Genomic DNA, 21087 nt, shown 5'->3' on the forward strand with positions numbered 1-21087 from the left:
CGTCTCCCACCCCGCCTGCTGAAGATGGAACGATGCCGCAACCACTGGACGCCGCCCTGACCGAGGTTCGGGCGCTGCTGCTCGACCCCGCGCTGACCCGGGCGGTCGCCGCCGGTCGCCGCCGCGGACGTCGCCCCACCGTCGAGCGGGCCGAACTGCGGCCGGTGACGCTGAAGGCCGGGCCCCGGATCCAGATCACCACGTCCGACGGCGCTCGCCCGTACACCCGCAACATCGCCTCCGGTCCGGAGGCCGCCGCGGCGGTCGACGAACTGCTGGCCGAGCCGTTCGGCAACTGGCACGTCGAGACGGCCGACGCGACGCTCCAGCTGCGGGTGACCAAGTCCGGCGAGGCGCAGGTGCACCGGGCCGCGACGTCCCGCCCGGCGGCGACGCCGACCGGAAACGACCGGACGAAGGAGTACCTGCTCGACCCCGGTGATCCCATCTTCGCCGAGATCGGCGGCTCGGCGGCCAAGCGCCGTCAGGTGGACGCGTTCCTGCGGGCCCTGGCCGCGACCCTGCCCGACGACCTGACCGGTCCGCTACGGGTGGTCGATCTGGGCTGCGGCAACGCCTACCTGACGTTCGCCGCGTACCGCTACCTGACGAGTCGAGGGCTCGGCGTCCAACTGGTCGGCGTGGACGTCCGCGAGGACCAGCGGCGGCGCAACACCGAGTTGGCGCAGCGGCTCGGCTGGGCCGACCAGGTCAGCTTCGTGGCCGGGACGATCGCCGACGCCGTCGTCGACCCCGCCCCCGACCTGGTGCTGGCACTGCACGCCTGTGACACCGCCACCGACGAGGCGTTGGCCCGCGCGGTGCGCTGGGAGGCCCGTTGGGTGCTGGCCGCGCCGTGCTGCCACCACGATCTGGCGAAGCAGCTGCGCGCCCACCCCGCCCCGGCCCCGTACGAGCTGCTGACCCGGCAGGGCATCCTGCGCGAGCGGTTCGCCGACGTGCTCACCGACGCCCTGCGCGCCGGGCTGCTGCGGCTGCACGGATACCGGACCGAGGTGGTGGAGTTCGTGGACTCGCAGCACACGCCCCGCAACCTGCTGATCCGCGCGCGCCGTACCGGTGCCGGGGCGACCGGGGCGCAGCGCGCGGAGTACCGCGAGCTGGTGGACCAGTGGCAGGTCGTCCCCCGACTGGAGACCCTGCTGGCCGCCGACGAGGCGTCCGGCTCCTAACGCCGGCCCGGCTCGCTAACGCCGACGGTCCCGGCCACCGTCACGCTCGCCGGCACCACGGTCGTGGACCGACACCCGGTCGGCGCCGGGCCGACGGGCGCTCCGCTCCCCGTCGCCCGGCGCGATCGGGAATGGTACGACCCTGCCCCCGCCGGCCTCGGCGTTGCCGGCTGCCGCGAAGGCGTTCCAGGAGATGTCCACCAGCAGCTTCTTCACCTCGGCGTGCCGGACGGCGGCGTTGTGTTGCAACGCCATCCGGGCACCGAGCACTACCGCGACCAGCGTGGTGGTGATGGTGCCGGTGGCGGCCAGCACCTGCAGTCCGGTAGCGGAGTCGGTGCGGAGCACCAGGACCAGCAACCAGATCCAGAACGCGGCCGCGAAGACGCCGGCCTTGGCGACGAAGAAGAGGCTCACCGCACCAGGCTGGTACGGCTGGGGGCGACTCGGTTCGGCCATGGTGCTCCTCGGCGGTGGTCCGGTCGGACGCGGCAGGCAAAGACCCATGTCGGGACGGGGACCGAGCCTAAACGAGAACGATGATGATCGCTGGATGCAATTTTCGTTCTGCACACACGCATGCAGAGAAAAGTCTCATCCACGGGACAGTTTGTGCGGTCAGTCAATTGTTTCCGGCTGTGGGCGTACTACCCTCGAAAGGCGCATCGTCCCGGTGCTCCGGCGGGAGGGGAAGACACACAGGGATGGGATCAGCCGAGGTATCACCGCAGATGGCCTTCGCCCGCTTCGTCCGGCGCGCCATCGATGACGCTCGTGACGAACGTGGCTGGACCGTGACTGATCTTGCCTCGCACACGGGCGTGGGACGCTCCACAGTGTTCCGCTGGCTGGCCGGTGACTGGCAGGACTATCCCGAGTTGGCCAAGGTGCGCGGTTTCTGCGCCGCCCTGGATCTGCCGGTCGCCGCCGCGTTCCGCGCGCTCGGGCTGCCCGACGCCGGCCCCGCACCCCGCCGACGCCACGACGACGGCCCGGTCGAGGCCGACGTCCGGGCCATCCTCGACCGGCTGGCCGACCCCACGGTCCCCGCCGAGGAGAAGCACCACATCCGCGACCTGCTCCGCTACCTGGCCCGCCGCCCCATCCGCCGAGCCGGCTAACCCCACCCCACCCCTCCCCCTTCGGAGGGCGGTGGGGCGGGGATGGGTGGGATTAAGGGGTGGTGAGGGTGAATTCGGCGGTTTGAACTTTGTCGTTCACCTGGAAGTCGAGGTAGAGGCGGTAGCGGCCCGGGCCGGGGATCGTCAGCCAGAACTTGATCTGACCGTCCACCAGTTCGGTCTCCGGGTGCACGTGCAGGTAGCCGAGATCGCCCTCGCGCAACGCCACCAGGTGCCCGTACGCCCCGAGGTAGCGCTGCAGTGCGGCGGCACCACCACCAGCACCGTCGACCCGGAAGGTCAGCGGCACTGTCGTCCCGGCCTGCGGGGTGCCCTGGAAGCTCACTGTGAAGCCGTCCACCGTCGTCGAGGTGGCCGGCCCCGGCACTGGACGGGGTCGGTAGTCGCCGGGCGCGACCAGGTCCGTGCCGAGGGTCACAGCGGTCTGGGCGCCGTCGTCGGCAACCACCGTGAAGTCGGCGTACGCCCGCCAGACGCCGGGCTGCGGGAGGGTCAACGGAACCGACCAGGTGCCGTCCGCCGCCATTGTCGGGTGCAGGTGCTGGTAACCGGTCAGGTCCCGCCGGACGACGATGAGGTGCATCGGCTTGTCGTGCACGATGGCGAACCGGGTGACCGGCCGGCGTTGCGCGTCGCGCACCTGGAAGCGCAACTGACCGGCGCGACCCGGCGCGAACTCGGTGCCCAGAGGGGCCAGGGTGAGCCCCGCCGAGCTGACCGCCAGACCACCCGCCTCGGTGGCCGCGCCCTGATCGGCGGCCGTGGCCGAGCCGTGGTTGTGCGGCGCGACGCCCGGCGGATCGGTGTGCTCGGCCGCCAACGAGGGGCTGCCGGTGGCGGCGCCGGTGGCGTTGAGCCGGCCGAGGCCGAAGCCGAGCAGCACCGCGAGCACCAGCCCGCCAACCACCAACGCCAGCCGGAGAGTGCTCCGGTCCGGCCCGGCGGGAACCTCGTCGATGACCGGAGCCGCAGACACCTGGTCCGGGACCGGCACCGCGGAGAGCTGCTCAGGCACCGCCAGCGCCCAGCGGGTGGCCGGCGGTCACGTCAATGACGGCGTCGACGCCGCGGGTGACGGGCTGCTGGTCGGTCATGCTGCCCACGTTACCGCCGCCGGCGGCAGCGCCAGGCCGACGCCCGGACGGCGTGGCGACTGTCGCATTCACCGGTGCCCGGGAACTTTCCGCCCCCGACCGAGCGGAGCTGCGCCATCAACGCCACGGCACCGCCTGCCGTCATCGTCACCGGCGACGACGACAGCAACGACGACGACAGCGACAGCGACGGCGACGGCAACAGCGGCAGCGACGGCGACGGCGACGGCAACAGCGGCAGCGACGGCAACAGCGGCAGCGGCAGCGGCAGCGGGGTCAGCCGGCCACGGCGAGGGCGAGCGGGAGCACGTCGGTCGCGCCGGCCCGGCGCAGCGCACGGGCCACCAGTGTCATCGTCCAGCCCGAGTCGATCAGGTCGTCGACGAGCAGCACCGGGCCGTCCAGCCCGGCCAGCGCGTCGGCCAGGTCGGTCGGCACGGTGAAGGTGTCGTGCAGCGCGCGTACCCGTTGGGCGCTGTTGCCGCGCGGGCCGGCCGGGCCGCCGGGGCCGGCCGTGGTGACCTCGCCGAGCAGCGGCAGCCGGCCCACGGTGGCGATCCGGTCGGCGAGCGAGCCGAGCAGCCGGGGCCGCCGTCGGGAGCCGACGGCTACCACCGCCACTGGCCGGCGGGGCCACGGGTCGTCGCCGTGCGCCCACGCCTTCAGCACCTCCACCACCGCACCGGCGACGTCGTCGGGCACCGGTGTATCAGGTGCGTCCGGGCCGACGAGGTCACGCAGCCGACCACCCCAGCCCAGGTCGGAGAGGCGCCCGACGGCCCGGCCTGGCAGCGCCTGCTCGGCCGGGGCGATCCGGCCCTTGAGGGGTACGCCGACCGCGTCGAGCCCGGTCGGCCAGAGCTTCTTCGGGGCGATCTCCACACCGGGGCGGCCCAGGAAGGTCTGCGCGGCGGCGAGCGCGGCCGTCGACACGTCGGCGGTGAAGAGGGGGTCGGCGCACCTGTCGCACCGGCCGCAGTCGGCCGCCCCGGTGTCGTCCAGGCGTTCCCGTAGATACCGCATCCGGCAGTCGGACGTGGTCGCGTACTCCCGCATGGCCTGTTGCTCGACGGTGCGCGCCTCGGCGACGCGGCGCAACCGGGCCTCGTCGTAGACCCACGGCTCGCCGGTGGCGAGCCACCCACCGCGCACCCGGCGGACCGCGCCGTCCACGTCGAGCACCTTGAGCATCAGCTCCAGCCGGGCCCGGCGCAGGTCGACGAGGGGTTCGAGGGCCTGGGTGGAGAGCAGACGGTCGGTGTGCAGGGCGGCCAGCACGGCGCGGACCTGCTGCTCCGGTGGGAACGCCAGCGAGGCGAAGTAGCGCCAGATGGCGGCGTCCTCGACGCCGGGCAGCAGCAGCACCTCGGCGTGCTCGACGGCGCGGCCGGCGCGGCCGACCTGCTGGTAGTACGCGATGGGCGAGGGTGGTGCGCCGAGGTGGACGACGAAGCCCAGGTCGGGCTTGTCGAAGCCCATGCCGAGGGCGCTGGTCGCCACCAACGCCTTGATCTTGTTGTCGAGCAGGTCCTGTTCGGCGGCCCGCCGGTCGGCGTCGTCGGACTGCCCGCTGTAGGAGGCGACCGGGTAGCCCCGGGAGCGCAGGAACTCGGCGGTCTCCCCCGCTGCCGCCACTGTCAGCGTGTAGATGATGCCCGAGCCGGGGAGCTGGTCCAGGTGGTCGGCGAGCCAGGCCAGCCGGTGTGCGGGGCTGGGCAGGTCGAGCACCCCGAGGCGCAGCGACTCGCGGTCGAGCGTGCCGCGCAGGATGAGGGCGTCACCCAACTGCTCGGCCACGTCCTGGGTGACCCGGGCGTTGGCGGTGGCGGTGGTCGCCAGCACGGGGGTGCGGTCGGGCAGCTCGGCGAGGAACGTCCGCAGCCGCCGGTAGTCGGGCCGGAAGTCGTGCCCCCAGTCGGAGACGCAGTGTGCCTCGTCGACCACCAGCAGGCCGGTGGTGGCGGCCAACTTCGGCAGGACGCCGTCGCGGAAGTCCGGGTTGTTGAGCCGTTCCGGGCTGATCAGCAGCACGTCCACCGCGCCGGTCTGGATCTCGGCGGTGATCTCGTCCCACTCGTCGAGGTTGGCCGAGTTGATCGTGCGGGCCCGGATGCCGGCCCGGGCGGCCGCCTCGACCTGGTTGCGCATCAGGGCCAGCAGCGGCGAGACGATGACTGTCGGCCCGGCCTGGTCGCCGTGCTCGTGGTCCCGGAGCAGGGCGGTGGCCACGAAGTAGACAGCGGACTTGCCCCAGCCGGTCCGCTGGACGCACAGCACCCGTCGCCGGTCGACGACCAGTGCCTCGATGGCGCGCCACTGATCCTCGCGCAGCCGGGCGTGGTCACCGGCCAGCCGGCGCAGCACCGCCTCGGCCCGCTCCCGTACGCCTGCCCGCTCTGCTGTCTCCACCCGGCATTTCTACCAGCGCCGTCCGTCATCACCCTGTTGATCAAGAGGTTTGCGTCATTCCCGGGCTGGATCCTGACGCATTTCTCTTGATCAACAGGGGATGGGCCCGGTCAGCGGCCGAGGACCGAGCCGCCGTTCACGCCCAGGACCTGACCCGTGACGAAACCGGCCGCCGGGCTGGCGAGATAGCGGACCGCTTCGGCGATGTCGTCCGGCAGCCCGGCCCGCCCGACCAGGGTCGCCGCCACCCGCTTCGCGTGCCCCTCGGCGGTCATCCGGTCACCGAAGAACTCGGTCTCGGCGACGTAGCCGGGGCTGACCACGTTGACGGTGATCTGCTCCGGACCGAGCTGCGCCGCCAGGTCGTACGCCCAGCCGTGCAGGGCCGCCTTCGCCGCCGAGTACGGCCCACCGCCGCCCCGCTGCGCGGAGATCGAGCTGACGAGGATCACCCGCCCGCCGGGTCGACGCAGAGCCGGGCGCAGCGCCTCGGTCAGCAGCACCGCGGTGAGCACGTTGGCGTCCAGGTTGGCCCGCCAGTACGCGGCCGTCCCGGCCAGCGTGTCGGTGTCCCCGCTCAGGTAGCCGCCAGCGTTGTTGACCACCACGTCGACCGGCCGACCGTCGACCGCCGCCAGGACCCGGTCCAGCTGCTCCGGGTCGGTCAGGTCCGCGGTCACGGTGGTGACGGCGTCCGGCCGACCGCATTCGGCGGCGATCCGCGCAGCGGCATCCGCCAACACGTCGGCCCGCCGCCCGACGATCAGCACGTCGTACCCATCCCGGGCGAGTGCCCCCGCCACCGCCGCCCCGATCCCGGTCCCGCCCCCGCTGACAACCGCAACCCGCGAGTCCATCTCCCCTACCTCCCCATCCGCAGCACCTCGTCGATCATGAAGTTATCGCCATCCGCCACGGCGTGTCATGGCCACAACTTCATGATCGACGAGCAGGGGGTGGGGTTAGCGGGGGGAGCGGGGGCGGAGGGAGCGGGTGAGGTGGGACAGGCGGGGGGCCAGGCTGGTTATGCCGCCGGGGAAGAAGTAGACGGCCAGGATGAAGACCGTGCCCAGGACGAAGAGCGGCTGACTCAACGGACGGCTGAGAACGGCCGGCAGGTTGTCCACCGCGTCGCTGGTGCCGAAGGCGGTGAGACGGTGGTCCAGGTACATGTAGAGGACACCGCCGAGCACCGGCCCCCACCGGGTGCCCGGCCCGCCGAGCACCACCATCACCAGCAGCGACAGGGTCAGCTCGGACGACGTGATGTGCGGCGACGCGCCGCCGACGATCAGGACGTATACCACCCCGCCCGCCGACGCCAAGCCGCCGGCCAGGGTGAACGCCACCAGCTTGTAGCGGTACGGGTCCAGCCCGAGCACACCGATCCGCCGCTCGTCGTCGCGCAGCCCGGCGAGCACCCGCCCGGTCGGCGACCCGCTCACCCGGTGCACCACGAAGACCACAAGCGTCAGGTACGCCAGTGCCAGCCAGTACAGATTGACCGTGTTGGTCACCCCCACCAGCCCGGCGGGCAACCCGGACACGTCCAGCGGCAGGCCCTCCTCGCCGCCGGTCAGCCCACCGAAGTCGCGGGCCACCAGGATGGCCCCGACCTGGGCGAACGCGAGGGTGACCATGGCGAACGCGATGCCCACGGTCCGCAGCGCCACCGCGCCGAGCAGCGCGGCGAGGATGGTGCCGCCGGTGATCGTCAGCAACGCCGCCTGCCACAGCGGCAGACCGGCCCGGGTGACGAGAATGTCGGTGCCGTAGACGCCGGCCGCGAAGTAGAGCGCGTGCCCGAAGGAGAGCATCCCGGTGCGGCCGAAGAGCAGGTCGTACCCGGCCGCCAACCCGCCGAAGATCAGGCAGATGGCGAGCAGTTGCAGGGTGCCCGGCGAGTTGACCGGCCCCTCGAAGATGCCGGGCAGGGAGATCGTCGAGTACGGCAGGATGGCCAGCACCACCAGCGCTACCAGCGGCAGGAACGGCCGGACCCGGTGCCACCGCCCCCGCTGCGGACTCAGTTCGTCGGGCACCTGCGCCCGAGGCGCGTCGATCACCGTCATGCCGTTGCCACCTTTCCGGCGATGCCCTGTGGGCGGAGCAGCAGCACGACGGCCAGCAGCCCGACCACGCAGATGTCGCCCAGCCCGGACGTGCCGTAGTAGTTGACGAACTGCTGCACCAGCCCGACCACGACCGCCGCGTACGCGGAGCCGACCACCGAGCCCATCCCGCCGATCACCACCACGATGAACGCGAAGATCAGCAGTGAGCCGCCCTGCCCGGGCGACACGGTGCCGAAGTAGACCCCGCCGAGCGCGCCGGCGAGCGCCGCCGCCGCCCCACCGATCGCGAAGACCAGCGTGAACGCCTTGCGGACGTCGATGCCCAGCGCGGTGACCATCTCCCGGTTCTCCACCCCGGCCCTGATCACCAGGCCGTACCGGGTCCAGCGCAGGAACGCCAGGATCGCACCGAGCACCAGCACCGCCGCGATGATCAGCAGCAGGCCACCGTTGGGCACCTGCGCGCCGAGGATCCCGGTCACCTGCCGGGTCCAGTCCGGACGTGGGAACGGCCGGGCGTCGGCACCCCAGGTGGCCTGCAACAACGCCACCCCGGCCAGGGACAGGCCGACGGTGACCAGCACCTGCTCGATGGTGCGGGAGTACAACGGGCGGATCAGCACCAGCTCGACCAGGATCGCCACCAGCGTGCCGGCGGCCACCCCGAAGGCGACAGCGAACACGAAGCCGAACCCGTCCGGGCCGGCGCCCGGCAGGTTGCCCGCCGCCCACCAGGTGCCGTACGCGCCCACACCGAGGAACAGCCCGTGCGCGAAGTTCAACACGTCGGCCAGGCCGAAGACCAGGGACAGACCGGAGGCGACCAGGAAGTACAGCGCCGCCAGGCCCAGCCCGGTCAACGTCAACAGGATCACGGTCCCCATCAGAGCTGGTCCTTCCTCGCGACTGCGGGGCTCGCAAGCTCACTCCTCGCGCTCGGCGTGGACACCTCCGCCGAGCCGACACCGAGCAACGACTTCGTCAACGCGGTCTCCAACAGCAGCTCGTGGGCGTCGCCGGTCCAGGCGACCTTTCCGGCGGCCAACACCACCGCGTCGCGGGCCAGTCGACGGACCACTGCCAGGTTCTGCTCGACGAGCAGCACCGGCACCGACTCAGCGACCCGTTCCAACACCTCGGCCACCTCGGTCACCACCTTCGGGGCCAACCCCTTGGTCGGCTCGTCGACGAGCAGCAGCCGGTTGTCGTTGAGCAGCACCCGGCCGATGGCGAGCATCTGCTGCTGCCCGCCCGAGAGCGAACCGGCCCGTTGCCGTCCGCGCCGGTCCAGCTCCGGGAAGAGCGCGAAAACCTTGTCGTACGCCGGGGTGGTGCCGCGCCGCTCAGCGAGCCGCAGGTTCTCGGCGACGGTGAGGCCGGCGAACACGCAGCGGTCCTCGGGCACGTAGCCGAGCCCACCGCGGACCAGCCGGTGCGTGGGCCGGGCCAGCAGGCTCTGCGCACCCATCCGGATGGTGCCGCGCACCTCCCCGGTGGGTGGGGTGAGGCCGACGATCGCGCGCAGCGTGGTGGTCTTGCCGACGCCGTTGCGGCCGAGCAGGACGGTCACGCCGGTCGGGGCGACAGTGAAGGACACCCCCTGGAGGATGTGCAGCCCGGAGATTCGGACCGACAGGTCCTCCACACTGAGAACGGGTTCCATTAGAGCGACTCCCCCAGGTAGGCCTCTTGCACAGTGGGGTTGGCCATCACCGTCTCCGGGGTGTCGCAGGCCAGCAGCGCGCCGTGGTGCATGACGGCGATGCGGTCGGCCAACTCCAGGATGACGTCCATGTGGTGCTCGACCATCAGCACCGCCCGGCCGCCGTCGCCGGTCAACGACTTGATGACGGCGACCAGTTCGGGCACGTCCTCGGCGCTGACCCCGGCCATCGGCTCGTCCAGCAGCATCACCCGCGGTTCACCGGCGAGCAGCAGGGCGATCTCCAACTTGCGCTTCTCACCATGGGCCAGGGTGCCGGCGAGGGCCGTACCCCGGTGGGCGAGGCCGACCCGGTCGAGCGCCGCGTCGGCGGCGGCGGCGACATCCCGGTCGGCCGCCGCCCGCCGCCACAGTGCCATCGAACCCCCGCGGTGCGCCTGCACGGCGAGCCGGACGTTCTCCCGCACGCTCAGCGAGCCGAAGACCGAGGACGCCTGGAAGGTACGACCCAGGCCGAGGCGGGCCCGCCGGTGCGGCGCGAGCGCGCCGATGTCCTGCCCGTCCAGGGTGACCCGGCCCTCCGTGGCCCGACGCAGGCCGGTGATCAGGTTGAACAGTGAGGTTTTGCCGGCGCCGTTCGGCCCGATCACGCCCAGGAACTCCCCGGGCGCGAGGTCGAGGTAGACGCTGTCGACGATGGCGACCTCACCGATCCGCCAGGTCAGACCACGGGTGGCGAGCATGGGTCAGCCCTTCATCGCCACGGCCGGCGGCGCCGACTCGTCACCGGTGAGGCTCTTCTGCGCGGTCGCCGTGAAGTCGGTGCCGCTGCCGGTGAGCTTGGCCTGGAACATCGGCTGAAGCAGAGCGTGGTCGGCGGCGCGGATGGTCATCTTGCCCTTGACCCCGTCGAAGCTCCAGCCCTCCAGCGCGGTGACCATCTTGTCGACGTCGTCCCCGCCCTCCTGCGCCGCGCGGACGACCATCTGGGCGGCGGCGAAACCGTCCGGGTGGAACAGGTCGATGGTGTTCACCTTGGCCTTGAGCGCCTTGCTGGCCTCGGTGTCGCTGGCGCCGTCGAAGTAGTGCGACAGGAAGGAGATCTTCGCGCCGGCGGCGCCGAAGGTCGGCCACGAGGCGCGGATGTCCAGGCCGGTGACGACAGTGGTGGACGAGAGCACGCCCTGCTGGTCGAGGGTCTGCCACATGGCCGGGGCGGTGGTGCCGGCCCAGGCGACGAAGAGCAGGTCAGGCTTGGCCGCCTTGATCTGGCTGGCGAACGGGGTGAACTCGGTGGCGCTGGCCGGGGCCCGGACGCTGCTCACTGTGGCACCGGCGCTACCGATGACGGCCTTGACGGCCGCCTCGTTGGCGTCGCCGAACGCGCCGTCCTGGGCGAAGACCACCACCTTCTTGCCGGTCGGGTCGCCGATGAACGACTTGGCGGTCACCACGTCCTGGTAGGACTGCCGGCCGGAGCGGAACGTGTACTTGTTCGCACCGGTCACCGCGTCGGTGGCGGCCGGGCCGGAGATGAACAGAACCTTGTTCTGCGCCGCGATCGGCGCGACCTGGAGCGCCACGCCGGAGGCGGTGGAACCGGCGATGATCTTCGTGCCCTTACCGATCAGGTCCTTTGCCGCGGAGACCGCCTTGGCGGGGTCTCCCGCGTCGTCGACCTCGGTCACCTCGATCTTCCGGTCACCGACCTTGCCGGTGCCCTCGGTGGCGAAGTCCAGCCCCGCCTTGAACCCCTCGATGTACTGCTTTCCGTAGCTGGCCAGGGCTCCCGACTGGGAGTACACCAGGCCGACCTTGACCGGCGCGGCACTGTCGCCGCCGCCGGTGGCGGTGTCCTGCGGGCTGCCACAGGCCGTGGCGGCCAACGCCGCGGCCATCATCGTGGCGGCGGAGAGGAACACCCGCCGCGTCGTCCGGACCGTCATTGCGACTCCACATGAGGACTCGGAGGGAGAGAACTTCTTTGTGACGGCCCACGCTAGAAGTGACGTCACCCACGAGCTATGTGGCGGAAACACACAAGTAACAGGAATGAGGTGGCCGGGGGTTACAGCGGGGGCACTATCACCGGAGAGCCCTCGCTCCCGATGGCCCAAATCCCCACGGACCAGCTCGGCGGTGTGTCGTCCCGCGCCATTCGCACCAGCGACCGTCGAATCCCCGACAGCGCAGCGTCCCGAGCACTCTCGCTGCTACATGACCGCGAGCTGATCACCAGCCAGCCCGGCCGCCGCATCTAAGTCACCGCGCCACCCCGCGACCCTGCCGGCACCACTACATCCTTCATCGGGCGTGATCTTCACCTGCGGGGCACAGGCGGCGACGGCGGTCATCCGCCCGGGCTAGCTGCTGGCGCAGGGATCGTCGTGGTCGGCCGGGCGCGGGCACCGCCGGCCGCCGTCGAGCAGGTTGTCGCAGTAGACGCGATGGCGGACGAACTGGGCGTCCTCCTCGCTGACCGTTGTCTCGGCCCTATCCACGTCAGCCAGGAAGCTCAGCGCCCGGGTGATTACCCGAGCCAACCTCAGCGCCCCAGCCAGGTTGACGGCGAAAACCGGCAGGTGGACGACGAACCGCCCCCGCTCACCCTCGCTCATCGGCGGACGCCAGGGGCGAACCGGGACTGCCAACTCCGCAGCGCCCGCTTGATCCGTACGTTCTCCTCAGTTCTGACAGCGAGGTCCCGCCGCGTGACGGCCAGTTCGGCGGCGACGCGGTGCAGGAACGCATACACCTCCGCGGGGTCGAGGCCGCGTCGCACGACACCGAACCGCCGCTCCCGGACCTGGGCAACGGTCAGCGGCCGGCAGGACTCCGACCGGTACCAGCCGGCGTTCGGCGGCCCCGCGCTGCCCCCGCAGCGGTTCAAGCGGCGGAATTTATTCAGCACGTTACGCATGGCCACCGTCCTCGTTGCTCGATACTTTGGCGCAGACTCGACACGCAGCCGCTCATGGAGGGCGGCCCGGTGCACGGGTAGGGGACGCCACCGGACCGCCCGGCACCACGCCCGCAGCCCTCATCGGCGGTACGGACCCGGAGCCCTTTTACGCCGGCCCTCCGAGGGTTTGCCGAACCAACCGGAGCCGGACACTCAGCAACCTACCCCAAATACTTGTGTAGGTCGACCCTGCGCGGTCAGGACACGACAGCTTGTTGCAGTTGCTGGTGTAGGCCGGCATGATCGAGGATGCCGAACCGACCGGAGCCCTCACCATGCCCACAGCAGAAGCCCCATATCGTCGCATCGCCAACGACATCGCCGGGAAGATCAAGAGCGGCGAGCTGAAGCCGGGTGACAAACTACCGTCCACCCGCGAACTCGCCGAGACCTACTCGGTCCACATGAACACCGCCTCCCGGGCACTCTCGCTGCTGCACGACCGCGAGCTGATCACCGGTCAACCCGGCCGCGGCACCTACGTGGCCGAGCCGCGCGGCCGATAGAGGCCGCCCCCTGACCCACGATGGCTTGCCAGCGCCGAGTTCCCACCCCTGCGCTGCGCCGGTGTCAGATCATGGACTGAGGGCCGCACACGCATCAACCACCAGAGGGCCATCGGCGCTGCTAACTGGGCGCTCCGCCGATCGAACCCGTTCCGGGATGGGCCCTCTTGCGGCCAACGCGCCTCCCAACGCAGCGCTACCTTCTCATGACCAGAAGTGAGCGACACGGGGAGGGCCGTTGTCCAGCAACGACGAATTTTTCCGGTCCAAGAAGGCAGCCGCCGTGCTGAAGCACGGCATCCTCAAGCGCTATCCCGTGGTGTTCGCCTCCAAGACGGGGCAGGGGAACCCGATCGTCTTCCTAGACGGCTATGCCGGCAAGGGCGAGTACGACGGCGGAGAGCCCGGCTCGCCACTGCTGTTATCCCGGTGCGCCGAGCTCGTCCAAGGCTTCCGTGATGTGCTCGCGTTCTTCGTCGAGCAGGACCCGAATAACTACGCGAACCTGGAACAGGTGCTCCGCGCCAAGGGCGGCGCGGTCCGACGTGAACTTCGTCAGGGCACTCTGGACCAGCACCTGCCCGAGGTGCTGGCCCGAGCCAAGGGCGCCTCGCTCTTCGCCTTTCTGGATCCCTTCGGCCCAGCCCTCGACTTCGATCTGATCCGGACGCGGCTACTGGGGCGCCCGAACTGGCCACCGACCGAGGTTTTGCTGCATTTCAGCGTCTCCGCCGTGGCCCGGATGGGACGTGCCGTCCACGTCGCCGGGAAACGAGCGGGCGGGCTCTCGGAGAGCGACCGGAGGACCGCCACCCGATTGGATCGGTTCCTGGGTGGCGACTGGTGGCGCAGCTATTTCGCCGAGGTGTCGGATGCGGGCGATGACCAGCGCGCCACGGACGTCGCGCTACGGGTTGCAGACACGTACGCCCAAGACCTCACCCACGGTTCCGACTATCAGGCTGTGCAGATGCCGGTGCGGCCACGACCCGGCCTCGCCCCGAAGTACGTCCTCTCCCTGTTCACCACCCATGGCGAGGGTGCCTGGCATTTCGCCGACACCCTCGGCAAGGCTGGCGTCGAATGGGAGGAGGCGTGGGTCCGGGAACAGATTCGCCGAGGCGACCACGTGGCGGACACACTGTTCGCCGACGGTCCCGTCTTCGACGCCGAGCAGTACAAAACCGAGAACGCTCCTCGCTGGTCAAGCGCCATCGAGCGGAACATCGTGAAGGTGCTCGAACAGAACGAGGCGATCAAAATCGTCGATCGGGTGCCGGAGATCTACGGTGACGTGCTTGGGCATGCCTGGGCACCCCATGTACGACAGGCCGTCAAGTCGCTGCACCGGCAAGGCCGGATCAGCAACCCCGGCACGGGTGACTTCTGGAAGGAAGTCCTCTGGCGGCCTTGAGCCGGCTCACGTCTGCGGCAGCCGCTATGCCTGCACGAGTACACGCGGGACCGGCATCTCGTCCCAGGTCCGACCGTCGAGGTGCCGGCCGCCAACCTTCGGCGTACGCCCGCCCCACTGCTTAAAGAAGAAGGCGGTACCGGCAGCCGCGCACTGATCACGGAGATCGCGCACCCATGCCGGATCCATCGGGCGGCAGCCCTGCCCCGACTCGCCCCCTGCAATCAGCCAGTCGATGCCGTCCAGATCCAAATCGACCAGTGGCCCCAGCAGCGGTTCGGCCGAGATGAAACGTACCGCGGCCGGCACCTCGCGGAGTTGATCGATCCGTTCCCGCTGGGTGCGGTCCTCGACACTCACGCCCATCCAGACGTTCGCCGGCCACTCGATCTGATGGGCGACCTTCACGAGCCTGGAGGCACGCTTGGTAAGCACCTGGAAGGTGTGCCTCGGGGTCTCGCGCATGACAGCGAACACCTGTTGGACGTAGGTGATGGGAACCCGGGCGTGGAACAGGTCAGACATGGAATTGACGAAGACGGTCCGGGGGTCGCGCCAACGACGAGGAACCTCGAGGGCATCAGGGTGCAGGGCCACCCCGAATCCTGGGCCGGAGGTGCGCGGGTCACCGTCCGTCTGGTACTTGGTCGAGCCCATGGCCTTGAGTCGCTTCGCCAGTGTCAGTGCGTAGCAGTTGTCGCATCCGGCGGAGATGCGGTCGCAACCGGTTGTGGGATTCCAGGTCGCTTCCGTCCACTCGATGGCGCTCTTGTCGGCCATGCGCCCTCCTTCCGATCACGAAATGCCATCTTGTCGAACATCCGTACGCATGGGAAGAGCTCCCCAGGTTCCCGACCGCTTTCGTTGCCTTCAATAGCTGAACGACACCGTCGGTGGGGGGTGGCGGTCCGGAGACCCGACGGAACACAGGGTGTACCCGGACGCGCCGGACACCCATCTCCCGTAGACGGGTCAGGCGATTAGCGACCGTTTACGCCGCCAGGCGGCCACGCTGGCCCCCACCGAACGGTCACGCCAGCAGGCCACCACCCACGAGCCCGGTGAGGTTCGCACCGGCGCAGCGCGCCGGCTAGGCCGACGGGCGAGGGGATACATCGCAACGCCGCCTCCTGTCGTCGGAGGATCCGCCCCAGCAGACCGTCCGCGCCTGACCGGAAGTTTGTCGATGACAGACCGGTAGGTGAATCTCCGGAATGCCTGTTCCCACTCGGAACGATGACCGGAACAGGAAGATTGTCTGGTGCGCCGGTTTCTCCGCAATCCCGTGCGGCTGGTGCCGTTCGCGTTCCTGGTGCCGATCCTGTTCGGGACCGGGTTGCTCATGGCCCGCTGGGCAACCGTCGAGCACCAGCACGCGCCAGTGGTCACCGCGCTCTTCACCGCCACCTCGGCGGTGTCGGTCACCGGCATGGCGATCACCGACACGCCGAACTACTGGTCCGGCTGGGGACTGGCGGTGATCACCCTGCTCACCCAGCTCGGCGGCCTCGGCATCCTCACCGTCGCGGCGCTGGTCATCCTGGTGGTCTCCCGTCAGCTCGGGCTGCGCAACCGGTTGCTGGTGCAGGCCGAGACGGCGGAGTTCGGCATCGCCGAGGTGGGCCGGTTGCTCCGCCGGATCGCGCTGACCGTCTTCGCCTGCGAGGCGGTGATGACAGTGCTGGTCACCGGTCGGCTCTGGCTGGCCTACGACTACTCGTTCGGGCAGGCCCTCTGGTCAGGTGTCTTCCACGCCGTGCAGGCGTTCAACAACGGTGGCTTCGCGCTCTACACCGACGGCCTGCTGGCCTTCAGCCGTGACCCGTGGGTGTCGCTACCCCTGGCGGTCGGCGCGATCATCGGCGGTCTCGGGTTTCCCGCGCTGTTCGAGGCGGTCCGCGAGTGGCGGCAGCCGGCGCGCTGGGCGGTGGCGACGAAGTTGACCATCTGGGGCAGCGTGGCGCTGCTGCTGGTCGGCTTCGTGGGCCTGCTCGCCGCCGAGTGGACCAACACGGACACGATCGGCCAGTACGACGTACCGGGCAAGATCCTCGCGTCGTTCACCCAGATCGCACTGAGTCGCACCGGCGGCTTCAGCGTCCTGGACATCGCCGCCCTTCAGGAGGAGAGCTACCCCCTGCTGATCGTGTTGATGTTCATCGGCGGCGGCAGCGCCAGCACGGCCGGAGGCATCAAGGTCTCCACGTTCTTCCTGCTGGCGTTCACCATCTGGGCGGAACTGCGGGGGGAGCCCGACGTGACGATCGGGCACCGGCGGGTGGCCACCGCGAGCCAACGGCAGGCGATCACGGTGGCGCTGCTCAGTGTCGCGTTGGTGACGGCCGGAACCATGCTGTTGCTGCTGCTCACCGAGGGCGTCCGCTTCGTCTCGGCCCTGTTCGAGGTCACCAGCGCGTTCAGCACCACCGGCCTGACCATCGGCCTGGCGGCCGACCTGCCGGCCGGTGGCCAACTGGTGCTGACAGTGCTGATGTTCATCGGCCGGGTCGGGACGCTCACCCTGGGGTCGGCGATCGCCCTGAACACCCGACGCCGGCTCTACCGCTATCCACAGGAGCAACCAATTGTCGGCTAGCAGGCGGGAGGTCCGAGGTGTCGGCTAGACAGGCGGACAACGGCGGCATCGTGGTGATCGGGCTGGGTCGGTTCGGTTGCCACCTGGCCGGGTCGCTGAGCCGGATGAACCGTGAGGTGTTGGCCATCGACCGCAGCCCGGAGAAGGTGCAGCGCTGGTCGGCGCAGCTCGACCGGGTGGTTCAGGCAGACTCGACCGAGGACGGTGCGCTGCGGCAGCTGGGCATCACCGGGTTCGGACGGGCCGTGGTGGCCATCGGGGCCTCGGTGGAGGCGAGCGTGCTCACCGTGTTGGCGCTGGTCGAGCTGGGTGTGCCGCAGATCTGGGCCCGAGCCACCTCGCAGAAGCACGCCAAGATCCTGGCGTCGGTGGGCGCGCACCACGTGATCTTCCCGGAGGCCGAGACCGGGGACCGGGTCGCCCACCTGATCGTGAGCCGGTTGCTCGACTTCATCGAGTTCGACGACGACTTCGCGATCGCCACCGTCCGGGTGCCCGAATCCCTGGTCGGGCGCACCCTGATCGACCTGAGACCGGAGGAGCGCTACGGGATACGCGTGGTCGGCGCCAAGCTGCCGGGCGAACGCTTCCGGTACACCTCCGACGACACCACGCTTCCCCAGGGCGGGGTGCTCATCGTCGAGGGCGGAATCGACCAGGTGCAGCGGTTCGCGGGGCTGCGCTGACCGGTCAGGTGTCGCGGCCGTGGCCCTTGGTGACCTTCACCGGGTGGCCACCGGGGTCCTTCAGCCTTTTCCCGGACCACCCCCGCCCTTTCCCTTGCCCGGCTTCGCGGGAGCCTTCGGCGGCTTCGCCTTCGTCGCACCGCCGCCCGAACCGCCACCGCTGCGTACCGTCGTCTTCTTCGGCGGGGCCTTCGCCGTGGTGGCCGCCTTGGTCGGCGCGACGGTGACGGGCATGCTGCCGGCCACCCCGGAGACACGCACCCCACAGGTCGTGTCACCGAGCCGGAACTCGACAGGCAGCGGATTCGCGCCGCTGTACTTCCCGGTGAGGGTGAGCTTCTCTGCGGCGCCGGGCGCCAGCGTGGTGCGCTGCGCCGCCGGTCGGATCAGCACGGTCCTCCCCTGCTGCTGCACCGGCGTCGGATCCGCCTTCGTCACCGTCTGCTGGCCGGGGAACGTGAAGCTCATCGTCCAGTCCCGCAACTCCTGCTTGCCACTGTTGGTCAGGGTCAGCTCGGCGGCGAAGTCCTTGCCGGAGTCGCTGCGCAGCGCGTACGCCACCTCGCAGGGCACCGTCGTCGGCAGACCCATCCGCGCCTCGGTGGTCGGCCGGTCCCCACCACTGGCCGGGCTGCGCGAGGTGAACCCCCACATCGCCCCGGTGACCGCGATCAGCCCGACGGCGGCCACCCCGGCCTCCACCCGCCGGCGACGCCGGTGCCCCCGCCGGGCCCGGTTGCGGGTCCGCGACAACGGCAACGCGTCGGTCGCCGCGGACCAGGGCAGGATCGTGGTGCCCGCGCTGGCCAGCGTCTCCGGGTCCACCGTTCCGGCGGCCGGCGAGACCGGCACCGCCGCGAGCATCCCGGCCGACTCGGCGAGGGTCCGGGCCAGCTCGGCGGTCGGCGGGCGGTCACCGGGCTGCTTGGCCAGGCACCGCCGGACCAGGTCGGTCACCTCGTCCGGCAGGCCCGGCACCGGGGGCATCGGGTCCGGGTCGTTGTACATGTGGGCGCGCAGCATCTGGGTGGTGGTGCTGGCCTGCCACGGCAGCCGGCCGGTGAGCATCCGGTAGAGCAGCAGCCCCACGGCGTACACGTCGGTGGCCGGGGAGACCTGGCCGTTGTCCAGCCGTTCCGGGGCGAGGTACGCGGGAGTGCCCAACAGCGCGCCGTCCGGGCCCTTCTCGCTCTCCCCGACGAGCGCGGAGATGCCGAAGTCGACCACCTTCACCCCGGTCGAGGTGAGCATGACGTTGCCCGGGGTCACGTCGCGGTGCACCACACCGCGGGCGTGCGCGGTGGCCAGCGCCGAGCTGACCTCGGCGCCGATGGTCACCGCCTCCCGCCACGGCAGCCGGCTCTCCCGGCCCAACCGGGTGGCCAGCGAACCGCCGTCGACCAGCTCCATCACGACGTACGGCACGGTCAGCCCGACCTGCTGGGACTCGCCGTAGTCGTACACGTTCGTGATGTTGGGGTGACAGAGCCGCGCGGCGGCCTGCGCCTCGATCCGGATGCGGTGGCGGAACGCCCGGTCGCTGGCCAGCCGGGAGGCCAGCACCTTCACCGCGACCTGGCGGCCGAGCACCTCGTCGTAGCCACGCCAGACCACCGACATCCCGCCCGCGCCGAGCTGCTCGATCAGCCGGTACCGCTCATCGAGCAGCTGCGCGCCGTTCCGGTCCCCACCACCCATGGTGAGCGTTGTTGCCCAGGAACGCCCCACCTACACCTGGACGATCGGAATCGGTCAGGATGTCACCCGTTCAGGCGGTGGCCAGCAGTTGGTCCACCGGGGCGTAGTCGTCGGTCAACACCATCGCCGTACCGACGAAGTCCGTCAACGCCGCGCCGCTGAGAAGGCTGACCTTCGGGTCCACCTCGTCCAACCGGGCCCGGACGGCCTCCAGCGGCAGCGGCGCGTCGGAGCCGACGATGAGGAAGTTCGCGCCCTGCTCCTCGGCGAGCGCCTCCGGCGGCGCGATCAACGCGACGTGCCTGAACTCGGCGGCCACCGTGGCCAGCTCGGCGCGGATGAACCGCAGCGGCGGGTAGTCGATGACGTTCTGCACGTACACGCCGCCGGGGCGGGTCACTCGGCGGACGTCGGCGGCCATCTCCCGGGTGGCCAGGTGCCAGGGCACCACCAGGTGCCCGAAGGCGTCACCGACCACCAGGTCACGACTGTCGGTCGGCTCGCCGGCGACCAGCATCCGGGCGTCGCCCACCACCGCCCGCAGCTGCGGCCCCGGCCGTACGCCAAGCTCCTGCTCACCCAGCTCGACCAGCCCACCGTCGATCTCGAACACCAGGTTGTCGGTGCCCGGTCGGGTGGCGGTCAGGTAGCGCGGCACCGTGAAGCCACCGCCGCCCAGGTGCAGCGCGTCCAGGCGCTGACCGGCCGGCGTGGCGACGTCGGCGACCGCGCCGATCCACTTCGTGTACGCGTACTCCAGGTGCTTCGGGTCGGCGAGGTCCACGTACGAGTGCTGGGCGGAGTTGAGCAGCAACGTCCGCCCGCTGGGCCGGGCCGGGTCCGCTGTGACCCGGGCGCAGTGGTACGCCGTCTCGATGTCGCACGGGTTGGGTGCCACGGTGCTCAGACCCGCCCCGACCAGGCCGAGCACGGCCAGCGCGGCCCGGGCCCGGGCCGGACCGGGCAGCTCGGTGGGCTCCTGCCGCCGCAGGTACCAGCCGAGGCCGATGCCGACCAGCCCGAGCGCGAGCGCCAGGGCCAGCAGGATGACGGTGCTGGGCAGGGCGGCGACCAGCACGAACCCGGTGAGCAGGGTTGCGGTGATGCCGCCCAGGGTGCCGATCCCGGAGAGCCGACCGACCACCTGGCCGGTGCGACGCAGGTCGGCGAGCTGGAGTTTCACCACCAACGGGGTGACCGCGGCCAGCAACGCGGCCGGCACGAACACCGCCAGCGCGACGAGCAGCAGGATGCCGCTGGCCGCACCACCGCGCAGCACCTCACCGGCGTACCGGACGACGGGCAGGGTGACAGCTGTGGCGATGCCGGCCAGCACCAACGCCGGCGCCAGCAGACCTCGTGGGTTGCGCCGGTCGGCGAGCCAACCGCCGGACCACGCTCCGTACGCGATCGCGGCCAACGCGATGCCGATCACCGAGCTGGTCACCTGAAGGGTCACCCCGACGTACGGGCCGACCAGGCGCAGCGCGACGGTCTCCAGCACCAGCACGGCACCGCTGGAGAAGAACACCAGGAAGGCGGCCAGGCCGTTGGGCAGCGCCCGGCCGGTTGTCGGCACGGGCGGGGCCGGGTGCGCTGGCAGGGCCGCTACGTCGGACGGTGGGGAGCTCATCGTCGCGATGGTACGC

General features: G+C 70.8%; 20 protein-coding genes. 6 read left to right on the forward strand and 14 right to left on the reverse strand.

Annotation, left to right across the window (positions count from 1 at the left end):
- The first annotated feature begins 32 nt into the window (after positions 1 to 32).
- Complete coding sequence (locus tag KBX26_RS04285; protein WP_210864780.1) at positions 33 to 1193, forward strand: SAM-dependent methyltransferase; 1161 nt, start codon at positions 33 to 35, stop codon at positions 1191 to 1193.
- A 15-nt stretch (positions 1194 to 1208) separates the two neighbouring features.
- Here KBX26_RS04285 and KBX26_RS04290 read toward each other — a convergent pair whose 3' ends face one another.
- A complete protein-coding gene (locus tag KBX26_RS04290; protein WP_210864781.1) occupies positions 1209 to 1652 on the reverse strand; it encodes a hypothetical protein in 444 nt (147 codons plus the stop codon).
- Between the two features lie 245 nt (positions 1653 to 1897).
- On the opposite strand from KBX26_RS04290, the gene KBX26_RS04295 reads away from it, so the two are divergent.
- Positions 1898 to 2314: a helix-turn-helix domain-containing protein gene (locus KBX26_RS04295; protein WP_030329791.1), complete on the forward strand. Its 417-nt coding sequence runs from the start codon at positions 1898 to 1900 to the stop codon at positions 2312 to 2314.
- A gap of 52 nt (positions 2315 to 2366) precedes the next feature.
- On the opposite strand, the gene KBX26_RS04300 is transcribed toward KBX26_RS04295, so the two are convergent.
- The 10 genes from KBX26_RS04300 to KBX26_RS04345 all read right to left on the reverse strand — a co-directional run bounded on the left by KBX26_RS04300 (position 2367) and on the right by KBX26_RS04345 (position 12496).
- Positions 2367 to 3350 (reverse strand): hypothetical protein, encoded by a 984-nt coding sequence (locus KBX26_RS04300; protein WP_374224205.1) that lies wholly within the window; start codon positions 3348 to 3350, stop codon positions 2367 to 2369.
- A 355-nt stretch (positions 3351 to 3705) separates the two neighbouring features.
- Positions 3706 to 5838, reverse strand: coding sequence for a RecQ family ATP-dependent DNA helicase (locus tag KBX26_RS04305; protein WP_210864782.1), 2133 nt, complete (start codon positions 5836 to 5838; stop codon positions 3706 to 3708).
- Between the two features lie 110 nt (positions 5839 to 5948).
- Positions 5949 to 6695, reverse strand: a complete 747-nt coding sequence (locus KBX26_RS04310; protein ID WP_210864783.1) for an SDR family NAD(P)-dependent oxidoreductase — start codon at positions 6693 to 6695, stop codon at positions 5949 to 5951.
- A gap of 105 nt (positions 6696 to 6800) precedes the next feature.
- Positions 6801 to 7910, reverse strand: a complete 1110-nt coding sequence (locus KBX26_RS04315) for a branched-chain amino acid ABC transporter permease (RefSeq protein ID WP_030329787.1) — start codon at positions 7908 to 7910, stop codon at positions 6801 to 6803.
- Positions 7907 to 8797, reverse strand: a complete 891-nt coding sequence (locus KBX26_RS04320) for a branched-chain amino acid ABC transporter permease (RefSeq protein ID WP_210859659.1) — start codon at positions 8795 to 8797, stop codon at positions 7907 to 7909. Before KBX26_RS04320 ends, KBX26_RS04315 begins: the two co-directional genes overlap by 4 nt.
- Positions 8797 to 9576 (reverse strand): ABC transporter ATP-binding protein, encoded by a 780-nt coding sequence (locus KBX26_RS04325; protein WP_036411002.1) that lies wholly within the window; start codon positions 9574 to 9576, stop codon positions 8797 to 8799. The genes KBX26_RS04320 and KBX26_RS04325 overlap by 1 nt, the downstream gene beginning before the upstream one ends.
- Positions 9576 to 10319: an ABC transporter ATP-binding protein gene (locus KBX26_RS04330; protein ID WP_210864784.1), complete on the reverse strand. Its 744-nt coding sequence runs from the start codon at positions 10317 to 10319 to the stop codon at positions 9576 to 9578. The genes KBX26_RS04325 and KBX26_RS04330 overlap by 1 nt, the downstream gene beginning before the upstream one ends.
- A gap of 3 nt (positions 10320 to 10322) precedes the next feature.
- Positions 10323 to 11522, reverse strand: a complete 1200-nt coding sequence (locus tag KBX26_RS04335; protein ID WP_030329783.1) for a substrate-binding domain-containing protein — start codon at positions 11520 to 11522, stop codon at positions 10323 to 10325.
- A gap of 417 nt (positions 11523 to 11939) precedes the next feature.
- Positions 11940 to 12194 (reverse strand): hypothetical protein, encoded by a 255-nt coding sequence (locus tag KBX26_RS04340; protein ID WP_210864785.1) that lies wholly within the window; start codon positions 12192 to 12194, stop codon positions 11940 to 11942.
- Positions 12191 to 12496, reverse strand: coding sequence for a DivIVA domain-containing protein (locus KBX26_RS04345; protein WP_210864786.1), 306 nt, complete (start codon positions 12494 to 12496; stop codon positions 12191 to 12193). Before KBX26_RS04345 ends, KBX26_RS04340 begins: the two co-directional genes overlap by 4 nt.
- Before the next feature lie 281 nt (positions 12497 to 12777).
- Here KBX26_RS04345 and KBX26_RS04350 point away from each other — a divergent pair, with 281 nt between their 5' ends.
- Together KBX26_RS04350 and tcmP are read left to right on the forward strand one after the other, a co-directional pair.
- Entirely contained in the window at positions 12778 to 13044 is a 267-nt protein-coding gene (locus KBX26_RS04350) for a GntR family transcriptional regulator (protein WP_374224206.1), read from the forward strand.
- A 238-nt stretch (positions 13045 to 13282) separates the two neighbouring features.
- Positions 13283 to 14458 carry a three-Cys-motif partner protein TcmP gene (gene tcmP / locus KBX26_RS04355; protein ID WP_210864787.1) on the forward strand — a complete coding sequence of 392 codons (1176 nt, stop codon included), beginning with the start codon at positions 13283 to 13285 and terminating at the stop codon, positions 14456 to 14458.
- Positions 14459 to 14482: 24 nt separating this feature from the next.
- On the opposite strand, the gene KBX26_RS04360 is transcribed toward tcmP, so the two are convergent.
- A complete protein-coding gene (locus tag KBX26_RS04360; RefSeq protein ID WP_210864788.1) occupies positions 14483 to 15238 on the reverse strand; it encodes a DUF5131 family protein in 756 nt (251 codons plus the stop codon).
- A 481-nt stretch (positions 15239 to 15719) separates the two neighbouring features.
- Between KBX26_RS04360 and KBX26_RS04365 the strand changes: the two genes are divergently transcribed.
- Both KBX26_RS04365 and KBX26_RS04370 read left to right on the forward strand, forming a co-directional pair.
- Positions 15720 to 17054, forward strand: a complete 1335-nt coding sequence (locus KBX26_RS04365) for a TrkH family potassium uptake protein (protein ID WP_210864789.1) — start codon at positions 15720 to 15722, stop codon at positions 17052 to 17054.
- Between the two features lie 17 nt (positions 17055 to 17071).
- Positions 17072 to 17740, forward strand: a complete 669-nt coding sequence (locus KBX26_RS04370; RefSeq protein WP_030329781.1) for a TrkA family potassium uptake protein — start codon at positions 17072 to 17074, stop codon at positions 17738 to 17740.
- A gap of 60 nt (positions 17741 to 17800) precedes the next feature.
- Here KBX26_RS04370 and KBX26_RS04375 read toward each other — a convergent pair whose 3' ends face one another.
- The gene (locus tag KBX26_RS04375) at positions 17801 to 19438 is read right to left on the reverse strand and encodes a serine/threonine-protein kinase (RefSeq protein WP_210864790.1); all 1638 of its coding nucleotides are present in this window, start codon (positions 19436 to 19438) and stop codon (positions 17801 to 17803) included.
- A 70-nt stretch (positions 19439 to 19508) separates the two neighbouring features.
- Positions 19509 to 21071, reverse strand: a complete 1563-nt coding sequence (locus KBX26_RS04380) for a fused MFS/spermidine synthase (protein ID WP_247680190.1) — start codon at positions 21069 to 21071, stop codon at positions 19509 to 19511.
- Positions 21072 to 21087 lie beyond the last annotated feature (16 nt).

The organism is Micromonospora sp. C97 (assembly GCF_018070385.1).
GTDB classification, from domain to species: Bacteria; Actinomycetota; Actinomycetes; order Mycobacteriales; family Micromonosporaceae; genus Micromonospora; species Micromonospora parva.